At 56.6% G+C, this 19795-nt stretch carries 16 protein-coding genes and 1 pseudogene; 6 read left to right on the forward strand and 11 right to left on the reverse strand.

Features of this window, described 5'->3' with window-relative positions:
* Window positions 1-42 precede the first annotated feature (42 nt).
* The 6 genes from MKZ35_RS07025 (at window position 43) to MKZ35_RS07050 (ending at window position 5027) form a co-directional block, all read left to right on the forward strand.
* Window positions 43-600 (forward strand): helix-turn-helix domain-containing protein, encoded by a 558-nt coding sequence (locus MKZ35_RS07025; protein WP_482511251.1) that lies wholly within the window; start codon window positions 43-45, stop codon window positions 598-600.
* Entirely contained in the window at window positions 500-1207 is a 708-nt protein-coding gene (locus MKZ35_RS07030; protein ID WP_482512256.1) for an IS630 family transposase, read from the forward strand. Before MKZ35_RS07025 ends, MKZ35_RS07030 begins: the two co-directional genes overlap by 101 nt.
* A gap of 169 nt (window positions 1208-1376) precedes the next feature.
* Window positions 1377-1808 (forward strand): hypothetical protein, encoded by a 432-nt coding sequence (locus MKZ35_RS07035; RefSeq protein ID WP_482512527.1) that lies wholly within the window; start codon window positions 1377-1379, stop codon window positions 1806-1808.
* Window positions 1809-2331: 523 nt separating this feature from the next.
* Window positions 2332-2625 carry a hypothetical protein gene (locus tag MKZ35_RS07040; RefSeq protein WP_482512528.1) on the forward strand — a complete coding sequence of 98 codons (294 nt, stop codon included), beginning with the start codon at window positions 2332-2334 and terminating at the stop codon, window positions 2623-2625.
* A 767-nt stretch (window positions 2626-3392) separates the two neighbouring features.
* Window positions 3393-4235, forward strand: a complete 843-nt coding sequence (locus tag MKZ35_RS07045; protein ID WP_482512529.1) for a class I SAM-dependent methyltransferase — start codon at window positions 3393-3395, stop codon at window positions 4233-4235.
* Between the two features lie 75 nt (window positions 4236-4310).
* Window positions 4311-5027, forward strand: a complete 717-nt coding sequence (locus MKZ35_RS07050) for a GAF domain-containing protein (RefSeq protein ID WP_482512530.1) — start codon at window positions 4311-4313, stop codon at window positions 5025-5027.
* Between the two features lie 77 nt (window positions 5028-5104).
* Here the strand turns inward: MKZ35_RS07050 and MKZ35_RS07055 are convergent, their stop codons facing one another.
* From MKZ35_RS07055 to MKZ35_RS07105, 11 genes and pseudogenes are all read right to left on the reverse strand, one after another.
* Entirely contained in the window at window positions 5105-6541 is a 1437-nt protein-coding gene (locus MKZ35_RS07055) for an amidohydrolase family protein (protein ID WP_482512531.1), read from the reverse strand.
* A gap of 116 nt (window positions 6542-6657) precedes the next feature.
* Complete coding sequence (locus MKZ35_RS07060) at window positions 6658-7824, reverse strand: sensor histidine kinase (RefSeq protein WP_482512532.1); 1167 nt, start codon at window positions 7822-7824, stop codon at window positions 6658-6660.
* On the reverse strand, window positions 7821-8636 hold the full coding sequence (locus MKZ35_RS07065) for an alpha/beta fold hydrolase (RefSeq protein WP_482512533.1): 816 nt from the start codon (window positions 8634-8636) through the stop codon (window positions 7821-7823). The genes MKZ35_RS07060 and MKZ35_RS07065 overlap by 4 nt, the downstream gene beginning before the upstream one ends.
* A gap of 270 nt (window positions 8637-8906) precedes the next feature.
* The gene (locus MKZ35_RS07070) at window positions 8907-10427 is read right to left on the reverse strand and encodes an NCS1 family nucleobase:cation symporter-1 (RefSeq protein WP_482512534.1); all 1521 of its coding nucleotides are present in this window, start codon (window positions 10425-10427) and stop codon (window positions 8907-8909) included.
* Between the two features lie 81 nt (window positions 10428-10508).
* On the reverse strand, window positions 10509-11909 hold the full coding sequence (gene preA / locus MKZ35_RS07075; protein ID WP_482512535.1) for an NAD-dependent dihydropyrimidine dehydrogenase subunit PreA: 1401 nt from the start codon (window positions 11907-11909) through the stop codon (window positions 10509-10511).
* 273 nt (window positions 11910-12182) lie between these two features.
* Window positions 12183-13511 (reverse strand): FAD-dependent oxidoreductase, encoded by a 1329-nt coding sequence (locus MKZ35_RS07080; RefSeq protein WP_482512536.1) that lies wholly within the window; start codon window positions 13509-13511, stop codon window positions 12183-12185.
* A gap of 157 nt (window positions 13512-13668) precedes the next feature.
* A complete protein-coding gene (locus MKZ35_RS07085) occupies window positions 13669-14526 on the reverse strand; it encodes a nitrilase-related carbon-nitrogen hydrolase (protein ID WP_482512537.1) in 858 nt (285 codons plus the stop codon).
* Between the two features lie 297 nt (window positions 14527-14823).
* Window positions 14824-16200, reverse strand: coding sequence for a dihydropyrimidinase (hydA, locus tag MKZ35_RS07090; RefSeq protein WP_482512538.1), 1377 nt, complete (start codon window positions 16198-16200; stop codon window positions 14824-14826).
* A 197-nt stretch (window positions 16201-16397) separates the two neighbouring features.
* Window positions 16398-17748: pseudogene (locus MKZ35_RS07095) on the reverse strand (aminotransferase class III-fold pyridoxal phosphate-dependent enzyme).
* 52 nt (window positions 17749-17800) lie between these two features.
* On the reverse strand, window positions 17801-18268 hold the full coding sequence (locus MKZ35_RS07100; protein ID WP_482512539.1) for a DUF3997 domain-containing protein: 468 nt from the start codon (window positions 18266-18268) through the stop codon (window positions 17801-17803).
* The gene (locus MKZ35_RS07105; protein ID WP_482512540.1) at window positions 18232-19704 is read right to left on the reverse strand and encodes a CoA-acylating methylmalonate-semialdehyde dehydrogenase; all 1473 of its coding nucleotides are present in this window, start codon (window positions 19702-19704) and stop codon (window positions 18232-18234) included. Before MKZ35_RS07105 ends, MKZ35_RS07100 begins: the two co-directional genes overlap by 37 nt.
* Window positions 19705-19795: the final 91 nt, after the last annotated feature.

Consider the following 19795-nt stretch of genomic DNA (forward strand, 5'->3'; position numbering starts at 1 on the left):
GGGGATTGGTTAACAAAACAAGCGGGTTAGCGTTGGGAATCTATGGCCCGTCCAATCACTCCCTTTCCCCTGCCGGCTGCTGACCAAGCCGCCCTCGAAAATTTTACGCGCACTGGTCGCCGGTCGGTACGGGCGGTGCGTCGCGCCCAGGCCCTGCTGGCGCTGGCCACCGGTATCGGCCAGCAGGCCGCCGGCCAAGCCGTGGGCTTAAGCCGACAGGCGGTGAGTCAGCTCCGCCGCCGCTACGAAGAAGGCGGCTGGCAAGCCGCCCTCAGTGAAGCGCCACGGAGCGGCGGCCCGCGGCGTTTCGACGGGGCAGACCGGGCCGCTATCACGGCCCTGGCCTGCACCCAGGCCCCGGTGGGGCACAGCCGCTGGACCCTGCGTTTGCTGGCCGACAAAGCCGTGGAACTGGCCCTGGTGGAAACCATTTCCCACGAAACAGTGGCGCAGGTGCTCAAAAAACGAATTGCAGCCTCACCGCCAGCAGCACTGGTGCCTGGGGGCGGTGAATGCGGCCTTTGTGGCGCGGATGGAAGACGTGCTGGCCGTCTACGAGCGGGCCCACGATCCACGCTTTCCCGTTGTCTGCTTCGATGAGCGGCCCTGCGTGTTGCACGGCCAGCCCGTCGAGCCGCTGCCGCCTGTGCCGGCCCAACCCGCCCACGACGGCCAGCGCGCCAAAGCCGGCCGGCCCCGGCGCGAAAGCAGCACCTATGTACGCCAGGGCACGGCCTGTTTGCTGGCCGCTTTTGAACCAGCAACCGGCCAGCGCCTGGTCGAGGTTTCCGCCCGCCGGACCGGGGCGGACTACTGCCGTTTTATGCAGCGCCTGGCGGCGGCCTACCCGCAGGCGGAGAAAATCGTGTTAGTGCAGGATAATCTCAACACCCACACCGATGCCGTCTTTTACCAGCACCTGCCCGCCGCGCAGGCCCGCGCCCTGGCCGCGCGCTTCGAGCTCCATTACACGCCCAAAAATGCCTCCTGGCTCAACATGGTCGAACTTGAACTCTCGGCCATTGCCCGCCAGTGTCTCCACCAGCGCATCCCCACCCAGGACGAGCTCACCGCCCACGTGGCCGCTTGTGTAGCCGAGCGAAATGAGCGCCGGGCCACGGTCAACTGGCAGTTTTCCCTCGAAAAAGCCCGCACCAAACTCGGCCGACATTACCAGAAAATTAGGGTGCCTAATTCCCCTGACTAAGCACTAGGACAGCCATACGCCTGTTATTGTCACTTTATCCGCACTGGTTTGCCACGTGATAGGGCGTGATAACGGGCCCTTATCGTACCCTATCCCAAAGACGATATTTACTTAAACACCGTCTTTATAGACTGAACGGTGCAGGCGCGAGCATCTACTTTTACCTATCATGGAAGCATTCAAAATCGCCTTGTTTGAACAGGAGCACGGCTGCCCTTTTCCGTTGTACTACTCCCTGTCGGCTACGGAAGGCCAGGCGCTGCAGGCCCGCCTCACCAGCCATTTTGGGCTGACGGCCTCCCATACGGCCAACGGATTTGAATGCGCCCTTGCCTCGCGCCAGACCTACTACCACGAAGCAAACGCCGAGTACGACTTTGCTTTGCTTCCGACGCTCACAGCCCTGGGCATTACGCCCCTGCCGGAACTCTTCATCAATTGGGCTCGATTCGAGGAAGTGGACGTCTTCCAGACAACCGACGTGACCCGCTACTTCGACGACCTTTGGTATCCGGTCGCCGACGACATTGACTTATTCGACGCTAGTCTCGGATGGGTCGTTTCCATTCGGCACGACGGGGTGGTAAGTGTTATTCGCTGAACGCTCCTTTATGGGTAAACAGGATTTTGGGGAAGCGGAGGAATACAAATCTTCCCTCTCTCGTCTTCGTTTCGTCCCTTTACATAACATTTGTTATAAATAATGTCTTGGAAAAGTATTTAATCTCAACCCATGATAAGCCAAACTTTTAAATGATATTTTTCCGTTTTATCGTCTATCAATTATCGGTTTCCCACCAATATATGGCGGTGGTCTAAAGCGTGGTGATGGTGCCGTTTCAGGTTGAATCAAAAGGAGCTTGAATAGCTTGTTCAGCGCCTTTTTCAGTTGGTCATGCATTAGGCTTATCACCACGCTTTAGACCACCGCCCAATATATATTGACATGCTATTCTGCATACGCAACTATCCATATCACATACTACCAGTAGTTGCGAATGCATATATAGCCACTTTTCTAAACTGTCATGCTGCTTCTGGCTACCGCTCATACAGCTTTTAAAATGGCTCTCTCAGGCACAAGGCGCTAGTCCTACCAGAACAGACCGCCGTATCTTTGCTGCATGAAGCCGCCACTATTCCATCCGGGCCAGCAGGTTATCTGCACCAACGATGACTTTACTCTGCTGCTGGTGCAGAACCCTAATATTCAGACACCCAAGCGCGGCCCTATCTATACCGTGCGCGGCGTGTATGATACGCATCGTGGCTACGGTATTACGCTGCTCGAAATCAATAATGCCGGCGTAGCGCCGGGCTTTCCGGAGGCCAACTTCCATGAGTCCCGCTTCGCGCCGGTACCGCCGATGGAAGAGATTGAGCTTGCGGAGGTAATGGAAGAATACCAGACGGCTTAACTACCCTTATCCGCTTCTTTGCTCAGCTACTGCTCCTGCCCTCTCTGCTGAGAGCCTATTGTACTTTGCCCCCCAGGCTCCCTGCTGTTTATACCCAGCACATAATAGTAAGGCAGGAGCTCAGAAACAGGCACATAGCTACCGCTATCTCCCTTTTGGCTTCTACAACGAGCTCCCCGGTACTCGGATCGTATTGGTTTTTCATATACCAAGGCAGTTAGATTATTTAGGGAACGCGAGAGCAAACACATTGCCAAATATTTCACAGAAAAGATATAGTTCCGGCTTGACAATTGGTTTGGCGCTGCTCCGGCGCTGCCTGGTAATAACTATAGTACAAAGGATTCTTTAGCGACTGCTAAGCCTGCTCCATCTACCAGCAAACACCCTTTTAACACTCAGCTTGAGTATAGAAATAAGGAAGCTTTAGAAGCTAGAAGGCAGACGGGGGTAGAGACGCATAGTTGCGTCTTGTCGCTCGGGCTTTCTACATGCTTGTCGTTCAACGACGAGACGCAACTATGCGTCTCTACCCCGTTTTGGAGCTAACGCAAACAACTTTTTAAAGCCAAAAAGAGGCGGTGAAATCAGAATTTAAAAACCGCTATATTAGGGTAAGCAGAATCTAAAGCAAGCTGTACTTTCTGACTACCGCTGCCTACGCATTTTCTGGAAACAGCCTCCTGCACGCCCACACCAGCCTGCGCTACCCACATTGCCTTCTCTTCGCGAATAACACATCCACTTCACTTAACCAGGTTAATGCTATGGATACGCAACTGGAACAAATCCGAGAGCAGCAAAAGGCAACGTGGAATAAGTTTTCGCCGGGCTGGCGCAAATGGGACGACTTTACGATGGACTGGCTGAAGCCCATGGGCGATGAGATTATTCGGGCCCTGCACCTAAAGCCCACCGATACGGTGCTGGATATTGCGGCCGGCACCGGGGAGCCCGGACTTACCATTGCCACCCTGACCAGCCGCGGAAAAGTTGTTATTACTGATCTGGCGGAAGGAATGCTGGAAGTGGCCCGCGACAAGGCTCAAAAAGGAATCACCAATTATGAAACGGTGGTGTGCGATGTGAGTGAGCTGCCGTTCGACGACGCCACGTTTGATGCGGTAAGCTGCCGCTTCGGATTTATGTTTTTTCCGGATATGCTTATGGCCGCCAAGGAAATGGCGCGGGTGCTGAAGCCGGGGGGCAAAATTGCCGCCGCCGTATGGGGCGTACCAGACAAAAACGTGTGGGTGACTGCCATCATGGGTACCATCCAGAAAAATATAAGCTTGCCCGCGCCGGCGCCCGGCGCGCCAGGTATGTTCCGTTGCGGCAGTCCGGGCTTTCTGGCTGACCTGTTCAAACAAGCTGGCTTTCAGAACGTTTCGGAAAAAGAGGTAACCGGCAAGCTAACCTGCGGTGACAACGAGCGATACTGGAATTTTATGAACGAAGTTGCGGCTCCGGTAGTAGCAGCCCTGAGCAAAGCGGATGCGGCGACCACAGAACAGATTAAACAGCAGGTATTTGAGTTGGTAGATCAGAAATACCCTGATAGAAATGCGGCCCTTGACTATGGGGCCGTAGTAGTTACGGGCGAAAAATAGGAATTTGCACTTTGCCAAAGGCGCCTTACCTTCGCTCTCTCCGCCCACCCCTGCTTACATAACGCCGGCTGTTTCATGTCTGAAGTTCCTTCTTGGCTACTCCCCGAGGACGAAGCCGCCCGGCTGAGCAGTCTGCGCTCCTACGACCTGCTGCCGGCACTCCGCGAAACGGTTTTCGACGAGCTCGTGGCGCTTACCGCCCGCATTTTCAGCCTGCCCATTTCGCTGATTGCCCTGGTAGACGAAGAGCATGTGTTCTACAAAGCCAACTATGGGATGCCGGGCAATGAAAAGCAGCCCCGGCAGGAAGCGCTGTGCTCCACCGCCATTCTCCACGAAAAAGCCGTGGTGTATCAGGATCTGGAACAGGAACAGGATCCGCTTATTACGGTGCAGGCGGCGCAGGCCGCCCGCACCAACCAGCTGCGGTTTTACGCGGGAGCCCCGTTGCGCATGCCCAACCAGCAGCCCATTGGAACGCTGTGTATTATCGACCGGCAACCCAGAGTATTTAGTAAGGATGAGCAGCGCATGCTGGAGCAGCTAGCGGCCGTGGTCAGCCATACCGTAGCCGTCAGGCAGGTGTGCCGTACCCAGCCGGACGGGGAAAGGCGCTGGAAGATGGTCCGCCTGCAACTGCAGGAAGAGGTGCAGGCGCTGCGGGCCCTGGTGCGCTACCTGCTCACCCGCTACGGTACCACCGTGCCCGTACCACCGGCCCTGCTGACGCAGTTTGAGCGCCGCTTGCCCGACTTGCACGAGCTACTCGATCAGTATCAGTACCAGGAGTAGCAGCGCCGCCGCGCCAGCGTTTTCGACCTGGTGAGTTCACGTCAGAATTTGCCCCCCAGACAGCTTTACAGGCCTTTCTAGTTCAAGCCTACTTTGCCCTTCATCGTCTCAAATAGCTTGACGGAGTCGAAACCGACGCCTTTCTTGAAGACGATTTCCATGCGGCGCACCTGCTGAATATCCTGCTCCGGGTCGCCGTCAATCAAGACTAAATCAGCTTGTTTGCCGGCCTCGATGGTGCCAATCTCTTTCTCGCGCCCCAGGTAGATAGCGCCGTTCAGGGTGCTTATTTTGATAGCCTGAACCGGCGTGAAGCCGCCCTCCACGAGCAGCTCCAGCTGGCGACGATTGGAATAGCCGGCAATCGTGCGGCCCGCCCCCGTCGGGTCGGTGCCGGATACTAAAAGCCCCCCGGCGTCGTAGAACTGCTTTTCCCAGACCATTTCCTTTTTGAACAGTCGCACGCTGGCCGTGTCCTTGTTCTGATTTTGCTGCCAGGTGGCTTGCTCGCGCTCCTGCAGCTGCGGAATCAGGGCCTCCAAACCGCCGCCCAGCACTACTTCGCGGCCGGTATACGGCTCGAATACCGGTAAGGTGGAGGTAAGGGCTACCCGCTTGCTGACCAGGAAGCGGATCAGGTCTTTCATAGCGGGACTATTGACCGGCAACTTCAGCAACGACTGCCGCGCGGCGGGATAATCGGCCACGTCGGGGGCTTTGTTAGGTATGAAATCGGAGCTGGCCATGAAGCCGTGCTCGAGGTTATCAATGCCGATTTCGGCCGCCTCGCGGTACGTAATGGAGGCCAGGTGGCCCGTAACCTTGAGTTTGCGCTGGTGCGCCTGCTGCACCACGGCCGCCAGGTCGGCGCGGGTGGCGTGCATGTACATCTTGAAGGAAGTACAGCCTTTGTCGGCCCAAAACTTCGTACTCGCCGCCGCATCCTCCGGCCCGTTGATGGTGTTTAAGGCGGGAATATCCAGACTCGGCTCCTCCATGTATGGCGCGGTCACGTCCATGTCCGGCCCGATGAGCTTGCCTTCCCCAATCAAACGCTTAATTGCCAGATCGGTTTGGGGCTCAATGCTGCCAGCCGTGCGAATAGTAGTGGCGCCGCCGGCCAGATACAGGCGCGGAAAGGAGTACGGCATCTGGGCGATATTGAAAAAGCCCCCCATCGGCATCGTGTAGTACAGGTGCTCGTGCAGCATCACCAGGCCGGGGATTAGCGTCTTGCCCGCGCAGTTGATCACCTTCGCATCGGCGGGCACTTTCACTTTCTTCACGGGGCCTACCTGCACGATTCGACCCTGCTTCAGCAACACCGTTTGATGCAGCAGCGCCGGCCGGCCAGTACCGTCAATGACTTTCGCATCGACCAGGGCCACGGACGGATCCTGCACTTTGATGAACTCCTGCACTTGCGAGGTGAACTGCTGAGCTAAGCCGGGCGCGGTCGAGCCCAAGAGGAGGGCAACACTCAGCACCAGGTGCCAACGAGTAGAGAAAGTCATAGCAGGAGGAAATGGGCGTGAGATGCGCCAGTATACACTATAAGCTGCTTTTCAAGGTAGCAGACTTTTAATTTGGCTGGACCTAAAGTAGCGCATAAAAATACTATACCTGCTACCTACTGAGGTAGATACAAGTGAAACGTAGTGCCCTGCCCCACCTCGCTTTCTACCTCAATTTGCCCCCCAGCCTGTGCTACCAGCCGGTTTACCAGATACAGTCCAATGCCCACGCCTTCCACCTCCGGGTGAAAGCGCCGGAAAAGCTGGAAAAGCTGGCTCCCGTGGCGCTCAATATCAATTCCGCGGCCGTTGTCCTGCACGCTCAGCACAGGCACTTCGTTTGCGAGCTTTGTACTTACCCGAATACGGGGCGGCCGGCCCGGCTCGGCGTATTTGAGCGCGTTGCTAAGTAGGTTATAGAGAATACTTTGCAGGGCGGTACGCGCAATGCGTAAGGTGGGCACGGCGGTAAAATCGAGCGTGAATACGTCCTTTACTTCCCGCGGCTGCAGACTGCGAACAATCTCCTCAGTGAAGGGCAGTAAGTCTACGGCCTCGGTGGCAGCCTGCTCCAGCTCCCGCGGCCGTTGCACTACCTCCGTCAGGCCTTCAATCGTTTTCAGAATTTGCTGCAGAGCCTGATCAAACATGCCGATCATCTTGTCGGCCTCCGGGTCGTGGAAGGTGGCACTGGTCTTCAATTCGGCCAGCAGCCCGGCCATATTATGGATGGGCTGCTTGAGGTCGTGCGAGGCCGTATAGACGAAGCCGTCCAGGTCGGCATTGATGCGGGTGAGCTGCTCATTCTGGCGCTGCAACAGCTCGCGCTGCTCTTCGGCCTCATCCCTGGCCCGCAGCAGATCCTGCTCATATTTGCGCCGATCAGTGATATCGAACAGCGTAACGCGAATGAGCAGCGGATTGCCGTCGGTATCGCGGCGCAGCACCGCATTCATCAGCACGGGCAGGACGGTACCGTCTTTACGGCGCAGGGAGTAGCTTATTTCCCTCACCTGGCCCTGCAATATCAGCAGGGGCGCACAGTGCATTTCGTAGTGCAGGCGCCCGCCAATAGTCAGGAGCTGCTGTAAACACAGACGGGCCACCAGTTCCGGGCGTGCGTAGCCCAGCCAGTTCAGCAGCGTCTGGTTGAGCTTGACCAGGGTGCCGTCGGGCAGGCAGGAACAGTAGCCGCAGGGCGCGTACTCGTAGAGGTCATCCGGGTTTTCCTCCGTCAGCCGCAGGTCGAGCGCGGGCAGTAGCGTTTCGTCCGCCTCGCTCATTGGCCGGATATTGAAGATGCAGGTTCCAGAAAAGCCTCCATGGCCTCGATAGTAGCTTTTGGGGCGCTCAGATGGGGGCAATGACCCGAGGTATCCAGCACCACCAGCTGACTGTTGGGTATCTGCTGGCGCAAAAAGCCCCCCACGGCCACCGGAGCCAGCGCATCGTGCGCACACTGCAAAATCAGCGTCGGGGTAGGCACCAAGGGCAGATCAGCCCGATTATCCGACAGGAAGGTGACGCGGGCAAAATGTCGGGCAATGGTCGGGTCGGTATTGCAAAAGCTGTTGTTTAACTCCTCCGTCAGCGCGGGTCGGTCGGCATGGCCCATAATCATAGGCGTAACGGCCGCCGACCACCCCAGGTAGTTGTTATCCATGGTTTCCAGCAGCTCCTCAATATCCGCTGCCTCAAATCCGCCGGTGTAGCCCACATCGTTGAGAAAGCGCGGCGAGGGCGCCACCAGCACCAGTCGGGAAAACCGGGGCGGCTCCTGAATAGCGGCCAGCACCCCAATCATGGCGCTTACAGAGTGGCCCACAAAAACGGCATCCGATAGATTCAGAGCCCGCATTACCTCCAGTATATCCTCGGCGTGAGCCGTTAAGCTACTGTAGCGAGCGGGGTCGTAAGCCGTAAGGTCTGACTGTCCGGATCCTACCAGATCAAGCACCACCACCTGGTAGCGCGCCTCGAAGGCCGGGGCCACCAGCCGCCACATGCGCTGGTTGCAGCCAAAGCCGTGCACAAAAACCAAGGTCTGTGACCCAGACCCACTCACCTTTACATTATTACGCTTCAAGATATCCATAGCTGCGAATCTATCCAGCTATACGAGCCCGGCACCATCTTGGTGCCCTAATCCGAGCCATAAAGCTGGACGACGCAGTCAGCAACCTCATGTAAAGGCGATTACAATGCCATGTTAGCCGCAAAGCGCAGCCTCTCAAGCCCAAGCCGCACCCAGGCTGACAACTACTTAACTCTAGCCTACTAGTCCGCAACTTGCGTTTCTTACAAGAAATAGCAACAACGAAAATTGCCTGCGCGCTGCGCAAAGCCAGCAGCCATGGCGCTGCTTTTACATAGAGCTTATCTGAAATTCGCCTTGCGGTTGAGTCTGCTCCTGCTGCACAGTCTGCTTTTGCCTGCTCATCAGCAAATAGGAAACGGCCGAAATAAAGAAGCCCACAAACCAGGCGTAGTCGTACACTGCCACCAGCCAGGGCCACACCGTGCCCTTCGGCACCAGGCCCGTGACGGTCAGGAAGCCAGGAATATTAGGCAAAATGCCCCCCACAAGCGCCAATAGCGCCTTGGTATTGAAGCCGTTCTGATAGGCGTAGCGGCCGGTATATTGATACAGGTCGGGCAGGTGGAGCTGCTGCTTGCGGATAAAGTAATAATCGGCAATCATGATGCCGCCGATAGGCCCCAGCAGCGCCGAATAGCCCACCAGCCAGGTGAAAATATAGCCGGATGGGTCCGCAATCAGCTTCCAGGGAAAGATCAGAATGCCGATAACGCCGGTGATGTAGCCGCCCGTCTTGAAGCTGATATGGGCCGGCGAAAGGTTGGCAAAGTCGTTGGCCGGACTCACAATGTTGGCCGCGATGTTAGTAGCCAGCGTGGAAAGCGCCACGGCCACCATTGCCGCGCTCACCAGCAGCTTACTATCAAACCGGCCCGCCAGCACGACCGGATCCCAGATGGTTTGCCCGTAAATAAGAAAGGTGGCGGAGGTGACCACCACCCCGATAAAGGCAAACAGCGTCATGGGCAACGGCAGCCCCAGGGCCTGCCCCACCACCTGGGCACGCTGGCTGATGGCGTAGCGCGTGAAGTCCGGAATATTCAGGGATAAGGTGGCCCAGAAGCCTACCATGCCCGTCAGCGAAGGAAAGAAGAAAGCCCAGAACTCCGCCGATGAGGTAAACTTGGCCGGCTGCGCCAGAATTGGCCCCAGCCCGTTCCCCGCCCGGATGGCCCAGAAAAGCAGGGCCAGCGCGGCGAAAGGCAGAAAGAACGCTTTGAACACCAACAGCTTCCGGATGCTATCGACGCCCAGATACACCACGTAGATATTGAGCACCCAAAAGAGCAGAAACAGCAGCGCCGGACCCGTTTCCAGCGACCACGAAGCCGGAAATATGGCGGGCAGCGTGGCGATGCCCGGTACCCACAGCTTCACCATCTGATAAAGCGCGTACCCTCCTATCCAGGTTTGGATGCCAAACCAGCCGCAGGCAATAATGGCGCGCATCATGGCCGGAATATTTGCCCCCCGCACCCCAAAACTAACCCGCGCAAACACCGGAAACGGGATGCCATACGTGGCACCGGCCCGCCCGTTCAGAACCATCGGGGCCAGCACAATGCTGTTGCCCAAAAAGATGGTCAGGACGGCCTGCCACCAGTTCATGCCGCCTTCGATGAGCGAGCTGGCCAGCATGTAGGTAGGAATGCACAAGCTCATACTGATCCAGAGCGCGGCGTAGTTCCAGGTATTCCAGGTACGGTCCTGCATGGCGACGGGGGCCAGATCTTCACTGGTCAAACCGGTCGCTGGGGGGCTTTTTGTTGGCTGCTGGGGCGTTTCCATTCGGAATCTGTTTAAGTAAAATTCACATAAACAATTGACCTATTGACCTATACTTAACTATATCTCCAGCAGTAGATAAAGTTATTCCTTCCTTAATAGATCGGTAATTGCGGGTGCCGGATACCCTAGCTGACGCGCCTTGCCGGGCAAGGTTTTGTGTTTTTCTTTCCCCAACGCGGCGGTGGGTTCGGGCACCCAGTGGTGCAGGCCGCCGGCCCGCTCATCGTTGAAGTCAGTCGGAATGGTGCCGGCCAGCGTGCGCTCCTTCCAGGTCAGGTGTTCGGTGCCATCATCAGTCCGGTCCATCGTGATGCAGTTTTCCACGGGGCAAACCAGGGAGCACAGGTTGCAGCCCACGCAGTTTTCTTCGATAATTTCGGGTACGCGGGTGCCTTCCCGCAGGGCAATGGCCTGGTGCGCGCCGTCTTCGCAGGCTGTGTAGCAGAGCTGGCAGCCGATGCACTTGTCTTCGTGAATGTTGGCCGTCACCTTGTACTTCAGGTTTAGCTCTTCCCAGTGCTTCACATTGGGCAGGGCTTTGCCAACCATGTCGTAAATAGTATGGAAGCCTTTCTCCGTCATGTACTGCTCCAACCCGGCTGTCATCTCGCGAATGATGCCGAAGCCAAAGTGCATGGCAGCCGTGCACACCTGCACCGAACTGGCCCCCAGCAGGATGTGCTCCACCGCATCGCGCCAGTTCTCAATGCCACCAATGCCGGATATGGGCAGCTGCACATAGGGGTCCTGAGCACAGTTTTTCACCATGTTCAAGGCAATGGGCTTCACGGCCGGACCGCAATAGCCACCGTTCGTACCCTTGCCATCCACAATCGGATAAGGCGCGAACAGATCCAGGTCAACCCCGACGATGCTTTGAATGGTATTGATCAGCGAAATGGCGTCCGCCCCGCCTAGCCGCGCGGCCCGCGCGGGCTCCGTGATATCGGAGATATTGGGCGTAAGCTTCACAATCACCGGAATCCGGGCTACCTCCATCACCCATTCCACGATGGTGCGCAGCACGTCCGGCTCCTGGCCCACCGCCGAGCCCATGCCCCGCTCGCACATGCCATGCGGGCAGCCAAAGTTCAATTCAATGCCATCGGCGCCGGCGTTGGTCACATCGCGCACAATCTGGTGCCACTCCTCCCGGCTCTGTACCATCAGGGAGGCAATGACGGCGTGGTGCGGAAAGTGCTTTTTTACTTCCTCTATCTCGCGCAGGTTGTCGACCAGCGGGCGGTCCGAAATCAGCTCGATGTTGTTGAAACCGATCAGGCGCTTATCCCGGTAGTTTACCCCGCCGTAGCGGCTCGATACGTTCACGACCGGCACGCCCAGCGTTTTCCAGACGGCTCCTCCCCAACCCGCATCGAAGGCCTTCATCACCTGATAGCCCGAGTTGGTAGGCGGCGCCGAGGCCAGCCAGAAAGGATTTGGCGACTTGATTCCGGCGAAGTTTATGGAGAGATCCGGCATGGAAGAGTCAGGGTAAAGAACGCCATTAGGTGCGTTCGAGCGGGAGCTGAATTATTGAAGCTGTTTGGGAATTCGAACAAAACTTCTGAACGTCATGCTGAATCTGGCGGCCGCTTGTCGAAGCATCTCTATTGAGTACTAATCTCAACGAAGCGGTAGAGATGCTTCGACAAGCGGCCTCCAGATTCAACATGACCGCTAGATTCACTCTTTTCTGTATTTAAGAACAATTTTATATTCTAAAGCGCTGATACTTAACGCTGGGGGGCTTTTTTACCGAGCTGACAGGTAGGCGTGAATGCCCCGCGCCGCTACCTTAGCTTCGGCGGCGGCGTTTACTACTTCCGCGCCGCCATTGAGGGCATCGCCGGAGGCAAAATACTGTGGGTTAGTCGTTTGATAGGTATGTGTATCGGCTACAATCCGCCCTTTACTATCGAGCTGCAAACCAGTAATCAGGCTGAGGAAGGTTGTCTGCTTGGCTTGGCCGGTGGCTTTAATGACCATGTCGCAGGGCTCCACAAACTCGCTGCCGGGCACCGCCTGCACCTGTCCGTCCACGGTGGTAGTGCGAATAAACTTCACGCCCTCTACCCGCCCATTGCCCACAATTTCGAGCGGGGCCACGTTGAACAGGCCTTTCACGCCCACGCTTTTGGCCAAATCATACTCGAAGTCGTAGGCGCCCATGTCCTCCTTGCTGCGCCGATACGCCAGAATCACGTCCTCAGCGCCCAGGCGCGCCGATTCGGAGGCCGCATCCATAGCAGTGTTGCCGCCGCCCAGCACAATCACCTTGCGGCCCACCAGTAGCTGATGGTGCTCGCGCCGGAGCTGCTCGATAAACTCTACGGCTCCCACGCAGTTTTCGCGCTCCTCGCCCGGCAGCAGTAAGGCATTGGTCTTGCCCAGACCAATGCCCAGAAAGATGGCATCATACGCTTCTTCCAGCGCCAGCAAATCGGGCCGGGAGGTGATGGGCGAATTATACTGCACCCGGTAGCCAAACTGCGCCTGGAGGTAATCCATCTCAGCCAGCACTTCCTCGTTGGTGATTTTGTAGGGCGCTACGCCGTGCACCGTGAGGCCCGAAGGCTGGGCCTTGGCCTCAAACACATATACCTCATAACCCAGCGCCCGCAGCTCGCAGGCGCAGGAAATACCCGCCGGCCCCGCCCCGATGATGGCTACTCTGCGGCCATTCGGCGGGCCCGGTTCAAACAGGTAATTCTTACTTTCTATCACCTGACGCGTCGCGAAGCTTTGCAAACGGCCAATTTCTATCGGCTTCACGTCCTGCAGGTTATACACGCAGGCTCCTTCGCACAGCACCTCCGTAGGGCACACCTTCCCGCAAGCATTACCGAAGTAGTTGGCCTCGTAAATAGTAAGGGCCGCCCCGGTCACATTGCCCGTATTGATCTGACGGATAAACTGCGGAATATCAATACCGGTAGGGCAAGCTTTAATGCAGGGCGCGTCGAAGCAAAACAGGCAGCGCGAGCTTTCGTACAGCGCCTCCGTATTATTCATCCGGGGCTTAAGCTGCGCGAAATTGGCGTGAAACTCCTGTTCGGAAGCTGGGGAAAAGTACTCGGCCATGGGACTGGCAATAGGTTATGAGGTGATAAAAGGCGGTGGTGGTACTACGACTCCAAAGTCGTAGTACCACTTTCGTTGAACGACCTTTGATTATGCAGGCATAAGCAACGATAGTGGTCCTACGACTTTAGAGTCGTAGGACCACTAACAAAGGCGCCTATAGCTCCACCAGCTTCTCGTAGGTTTCGGGGCGACGGTCGCGGAAAAACTGCCAGGTGGCGCGCACCTCCTCAATCATGTCGAGGTCAAACTCAGCGACCAGCAGCTCGTCTTTATCCTCTGAGGCCTGGGCAAAAATTTGCCCCCTGGGGTCGACGAAGTAAGACGAGCCGTAGAATTTGCCCAAATTCCAGGGTTTTTCCTCCCCTACGCGGTTGATGCAGCCCATGAAGTAGCCATTGGCGGCGGCGTGGGCCGGCTGCTCCAGCTTCCAGAGGTACTGGGAGAGGCCCGCCACGGTGGCCGATGGGTTGTATACTATTTCAGCCCCATTCAGGCCCAGCACCCTGGCGCCGTCGGGGAAGTGCCGATCATAGCAGATATAGACGCCCACTTTGGCGTATTTGGTTTGGAAAACCGGATAGCCCAGGTTGCCGGGCTTGAAGAAAAACTTCTCCCAGAAGCCGGAGGTATGCGGAATGTGGTTCTTGCGGTACTTGCCCAGGTACGTGCCATCGGCGTCAATGACGGCCGCCGTGTTGTAGAGAAAGCCCGCGGACTCCTTTTCGTACACCGGCACGATGATGACCATGTTGTACTTCCTGGCGTACTCGGCCATGCGCTCGGTCGTGGGACCCGGCACGGCCTCCGCCGACGCGTACCAGGCATTGTCCTGGCCGGGACAGAAATACGGCGTGTTAAATATCTCCTGCAAACACAGGATCTGCACGCCCTGCTGGCCGGCTTCGTCGATAAGGGGCAGATGCTTCTGCACCATTGCTTCCTTGATTTCCGCAATGGTGCCTTCGCCCTCGGTCATGGGCAAACTCATCTGGATTAGACCGGATTTAATCATTCGTGGCATGAGCTGAGGGGTTCAGTTTTTGAAAGTTGGGAGAGAGGTTTAGAGCTAAAAGCTAAGGAGGGGCTAGGGGTAGTTGACCGGAGCGGTAGAACAACTAGCGTTTGTCATGCAGAGCAACGCGAAGCATCTCGCGTGCTGATGTTGTGGTAGCAACTCAACGAAACACGCGAGATGCTTCGCGTTGCTCTGCATGATGTTCTTGACAAACAACGCCCATCAACCACCCCTGACCCTCCTCAGCTGAGGAGGGAAACTAGCTTCAGCTTTTATCATCTTAGTATAAGTTAGTTAGAAAATCGTTGGGCCGCGTTTGATGAACTGACCGTAGCCTTTCTCCACCTTGGTTTGGCCTTCCCGGATGGCTACCTTTCCGCGCAGTACCACAGTTTCAATCTTGCCCGTCAGCTCCCAGCCTTCGTAGGCCGAGTAGTCGACGTTCATGTGGTGGGTGGCAGCGGAAATCTTATGTTTGCGCTCGGGGTCAATGATGACTAGATCTGCGTCGGCCCCGATGCTGATGGTGCCTTTGCGGGGAAACATGCCGAAGATTTTGGCCGCGTTGGTCGCCGTCACGGCCACAAACCGTTGCAGACTGATGCGGCCCTTGCTCACGCCTTCCGAGAACAGCAGTTCCATGCGGTGCTCGATGGCGGGGTGGCCGTTCGGGATTTTGGAAAAGTCATGCTTTCCCAGTTGTTTCTGCTCCCACAGAAATGGACAGTGGTCGGTGCCCACCACTTGCACTAACCCCTGATTAATGCCGGCCCACAGCGTTTCCTGGTCCTTTTTCTGGCGCAGCGGCGGCGACATCACATATTTTGCCCCCTCGAAATCCTGCTCATACAGCGAAGCATCGAGCAATAGATACTGAATGCAGGTTTCGACGAAAACCCGCTGGTTGCGGCGCGTGGCTTCGCGCACCTGGTTCAGAGCGCCTTCGCACGTCAGGTGCACGATATAGGCATTGACGCCCGTGTAATTGGCAATGTCGGTGAAGCGGCCGGAGGCTTCCGCTTCGGTTACTTCCGGCTGGGAGAGGTAGTGATACAGTGGGGACAGCTTGCCCTGGGCGCGATGCTGAGCCACGAGCGTATCAATCATGTCGCCGTTGGTGGCATGCACAGTCACCAGTGCACCGTGCTTTTTCACTTCCTGCATCAGGCCGACCAGCTGCGCGTCGTCGATCATGAGCGCACCTTTGTAGGCCATAAATGCCTTGAAAGACGTGATGCCCTCGGCCACCATTTCCGCAATCTCGGCCTGGGTATGCTCGTTGAAATCCGTGACGGCCATGTGGAAGGAATAGTCGCCGACGGCGTTGCCGGTGGCCCGCCCCTGCCACTCCGTGAGGGCTTCGCGCAGGGAATGACCCTGCTTCTGGAGCACAAAGTCGATGACGGTGGTGGTGCCGCCGTGCAGAGCGGCGCGGGTGCCCGTTTCGTGGGTGTCGCTGCTGAAGGTGCCCATAAAGGGCATATCGAGGTGGACGTGCGGGTCGATGCCGCCGGGCAGCACCAATTTGCCCCCCGCGTCGATTACCTGGTCCGCTGTACCCGGCAGATTGCGGCCGATAGCGACAATGGTTTCGTCCTGAATAAGTACATCGCAAACACTGTCGGAATCAGCCGTCACGACATGGCCGTTTTTAATGAGCAGAGACGCCATTCAGAGAAGGAATGTGTAGAGGATAGGGACTAAAAATTTATCATTTTTTCTTTACAAATTCAAATAAACGGCAGCAGTTAAATTTTTCTATACCCAAATTTTAGCCAAAACAGGTCTTGGTCTCCAGCATCAACCGGAGCTCATTAGCACCATAAAATTGGGTTTTAAAGCGAGAAAAAAGCCCCCCAGATGAGCTATTAGCCGTGCGTATGCTGGTCGGCAATGCGGATAGCCTGGGAAAGTATGGCCAATCCTTCCTCCACCTCCTCTTTAGTAATATTCAGCGGCGGTGCGATGAAGATGTAGTTCCAACGCACGAAGGTGTACATGCCCAGCTCACGGATTTTGGCGGCCACCTGGTTCATGACTTCCATTTGATTGGGAGCGGCATTCCAAGGAGCCATGGGCTCTCTGGTTTCGCGGTTTTTTACCAGCTCAATACAGCCCAGCAAACCTGTATTGCGCCAGTCGCCGATGCTGGGGTGCTGGCCCATCAGGTCGCAGATGCGGGCGTCCAGGTATTTGCCCATTTCGGCGGCGTTCTCCACCATGTTTTCCTCTTCGTAAATCCCCAGTACCGCTACGGCCGCCGCGCACGACACGGGATGAGCCGAATAGGTCAGCCCCAGGGGTAGCGGCTTATCATTAAAGGAGTCGGCAATTTTTTCGTCCACCATCACGGCTCCCAGCGGCAGGTAGCCGGCCGTGATGCCTTTGGCCATGGCCATCATATCCACTTTTACGCCGTGGTGGTCGGAGCCGAACCATTTGCCGGTGCGGCCAAACCCACTCATTACCTCGTCGGCGATGAGCAGAATACCATATTTGTCGCAGATGGCGCGCACCCGCTGCCAGTACGTGGGGGTATTTTATGCAGCCCGACGTCCCCGATTCGCCTTCCATCAGAATGGCAGCCACGTTGCCCGGTCCTTCGTACTGAATGACGCGCTCCATGTGGGCCGCCGCCCGTTCAGCGCACTCTTCGGGCGTAGTGCTGTACCAGGGGCAACGATAGAAATATGGGTTCTCGACGTGCACCACGCCCGGCATGGCCTGGCTATCTACGGCCAGCTTGCGCGGGTCGCCGCCGGCACTGATGGCCCCGTAGGAAGCCCCATGAAACGAGAGGTACAGGGTCACGATTTTGTGGCGGCCGGTGTACACGCGTGCCAGCTTAATAGCATTCTCAATTGACTCCGCGCCGCCCAGGGTGAAAAAGGCTTTGGTCAGGTTGGGGGGCGTTATTTCGGCCAGCCTCCTACCCAGGTCGCCGCGGGCCTTGGTAATCATGCCCGGATACACGTAGCTCAGCTCCTGCATCTGCGCGGCCACCGCCTCGGTCACCTTCTGGTTGCCGTGGCCGATGTTCACGTTCATCAGCTGGGAAGAAAAGTCAATGTAGCGCTTGCCGTCCCGGTCGTACACGTACACCCCCTCAGCCCGCTCGGCATTAATGGGGTTCAGCCCCGCCTGCTTCGACCAGGAGAAAAGCGTGTAGTCGAGGTTATCCTGCAGGATTTGCTGTTTATCGTGAGTGAGCGTTTCCATGGTGGGGTGGCTTGCAAGCGGCAGTTGGAAGAAGTTGCAGCTTATTTCAAAATTAGTTTATGTTTTCTGGATACTTCAGGGCAAACGACACTTGGGTTACACCCAACTTAGAGCATTGGTTTTCAAAGCCTTTCTTAGATAGAGGACCGTACACCCCCTTGCTCTTTTGTTGATTTTTAGTCCTATCGATAATGTAGTAGTTCGTTATTGAATTGACTATTTTCTCGTCATTCTCGCCCGATAAAGGGTGCTGTTTGACGAAAATGAACCTTGAGTCGTAGCCAACGGCAAATACATAGGCTGGTATAACTTCTTCGGTATTATACAGTGCGCGATGAGCATGCAAGTCAATCCATGTTACCTCGTATTCATCAATTACTTTATCTGTTCCGCTATCAAACAGGCCAAAACACCCAGTTAACAAGCTCGACAGCGCTACGCAACTCATCGCGGTACTGCATTTACCCATTTTCGTCCAATGTATTAGCTCATCCAGTTCGTCCGCGACTCCGGATTCCACTTGGTGGTGACCTTCTTGAGCTGGGTCCAGAATTCGATGGAGCTTTTGCCAGTGATATCGCAAGCGCCAAACTTCGACTCGTTCCAGCCGCCGAAGGAGAAAGGCTCGCGTGGTACCGGCACCCCGATATTCACCCCAATCATGCCGGCTGAGGCGTTTTCCATCACGTAGCGAGCCAGTCCGCCGCTTTGAGTAAACACGGAAGCGGCATTGCCATAGTTGGATGAATTTTCAATGGCCAACGCCTCATCTATATCTTGGGCCCGGATAATGGCCAGTACGGGGCCGAAAACCTCTTCATGCGCGATAGCCATATCCGTGGTTACATGGTCGATAACGGTAGGGCCAACGTAGTAGCCGTCTTCTTGACCCGCTACTACGGCGTTGCGGCCATCCAGCAGGATATGGGCACCGGCCTGCTCCGCCTCGGTGATATAGCGCTCAATGCGCTCCTTGGCCTGCCGGCTAATAACAGAACCCAGATTTTTACCCGGCACAATCTTGCGGGCTTCTTCTACTAGTCTAGAAATAATAGGCTCTACGGCGCCCACGGCTACCATAGCGGAGCCCGCCATGCAGCGCTGCCCGGCGCAGCCCGACATGGAAGCCGCCACGTTGGAGGCCGTCATGTCCATGTGGGCATCGGGCAGGACGAGCAGGTGGTTCTTGGCCCCGCCCAGCGCCACGCAGCGCTTCAGATTGGACGTCGCGCGCTGGTACACTACTTTGGCAATCTTGGTCGAGCCTACAAACGACACCGCTTTGATGCCAGGATGGTCGCAGATGGCCTCTACAATTTCCTTGTCGCCGTGCACGATGTTGAGCACGCCATCGGGCAGGCCGGCCTCCTTCAGCAGCTCGGCTATGCGGCCGGCGCTGATCGGCACTTGCTCGGAAGGCTTCAGAATCATGCAGTTACCCAAGGCAATAGCGTTGGGAACGGTCCAGTGCGGGACCATATTGGGGAAATTGAAAGGTGTAATGGAAGCCACCACGCCCAGCGGCTTGCGGTCAACGCGACACTCCACGCCCGCGCTTACTTCCAGCATCTCGCCGGCCACGAGCTGGGGCAGAGAGCAGGCAAATTCGGTCAGCTCGATGGCCTTCTCCACTTCGGCCCGCGCCTCATCGGTCGTTTTGCCATTTTCCTCGCGCACCAAGGCAGTCAACTCCACTAGGTTCTTTTCCAACAAGGTCTTGTAGCGGTAGAAGATTTGCACCCGCTCCTTTATAGGTAGGGCCGACCAGGCGGGAAAAGCGGCTTGCGCTGCCTCCACCGCCTGGTTAAGCGCTTCCATCCCGCTCAGGGGCACCGTCGAAATCACCGAACCGCTGCTGGGGCTGAAGACTTCCAGGGTGCGCGCGCTGGCACCCGCTACAAATTGTCCGGCAATGTAGTTGCGCACCGCAGGGTATTTCAGAACTTCGACTTCCATAGAATGGGGGTTTAATCTACTGCAAGTAAAGAGTTTGCGGCACAAAAGCAACTTTGCCAGACCAGGCGTCAGTAAAGTCGAACGGGTACAA

Source organism: Hymenobacter sp. R533113 (assembly GCF_056835965.1).

Excerpts from the sequence above, each read along its gene's own strand:
- MKZ35_RS07060 (WP_482512532.1), bottom strand. The coding sequence starts at position 7,824 with ATGAGCGAGGCGGACGAAACGCTACTGCCCGCGCTCGACCTGCGGCTG.
- MKZ35_RS07105 (WP_482512540.1), bottom strand. The coding sequence starts at position 19,704 with ATGGAAGTCGAAGTTCTGAAATACCCTGCGGTGCGCAACTACATTGCC.
- hydA (WP_482512538.1), bottom strand. The coding sequence starts at position 16,200 with ATGGCGTCTCTGCTCATTAAAAACGGCCATGTCGTGACGGCTGATTCC.
- MKZ35_RS07050 (WP_482512530.1), top strand. The coding sequence starts at position 4,311 with ATGTCTGAAGTTCCTTCTTGGCTACTCCCCGAGGACGAAGCCGCCCGG.
- MKZ35_RS07070 (WP_482512534.1), bottom strand. The coding sequence starts at position 10,427 with ATGGAAACGCCCCAGCAGCCAACAAAAAGCCCCCCAGCGACCGGTTTG.
- preA (WP_482512535.1), bottom strand. The coding sequence starts at position 11,909 with ATGCCGGATCTCTCCATAAACTTCGCCGGAATCAAGTCGCCAAATCCT.
- MKZ35_RS07045 (WP_482512529.1), top strand. The coding sequence starts at position 3,393 with ATGGATACGCAACTGGAACAAATCCGAGAGCAGCAAAAGGCAACGTGG.
- MKZ35_RS07035 (WP_482512527.1), top strand. The coding sequence starts at position 1,377 with ATGGAAGCATTCAAAATCGCCTTGTTTGAACAGGAGCACGGCTGCCCT.
- MKZ35_RS07055 (WP_482512531.1), bottom strand. The coding sequence starts at position 6,541 with ATGACTTTCTCTACTCGTTGGCACCTGGTGCTGAGTGTTGCCCTCCTC.
- MKZ35_RS07040 (WP_482512528.1), top strand. The coding sequence starts at position 2,332 with ATGAAGCCGCCACTATTCCATCCGGGCCAGCAGGTTATCTGCACCAAC.
- MKZ35_RS07065 (WP_482512533.1), bottom strand. The coding sequence starts at position 8,636 with ATGGATATCTTGAAGCGTAATAATGTAAAGGTGAGTGGGTCTGGGTCA.
- MKZ35_RS07080 (WP_482512536.1), bottom strand. The coding sequence starts at position 13,511 with ATGGCCGAGTACTTTTCCCCAGCTTCCGAACAGGAGTTTCACGCCAAT.
- MKZ35_RS07025 (WP_482511251.1), top strand. The coding sequence starts at position 43 with ATGGCCCGTCCAATCACTCCCTTTCCCCTGCCGGCTGCTGACCAAGCC.
- MKZ35_RS07085 (WP_482512537.1), bottom strand. The coding sequence starts at position 14,526 with ATGATTAAATCCGGTCTAATCCAGATGAGTTTGCCCATGACCGAGGGC.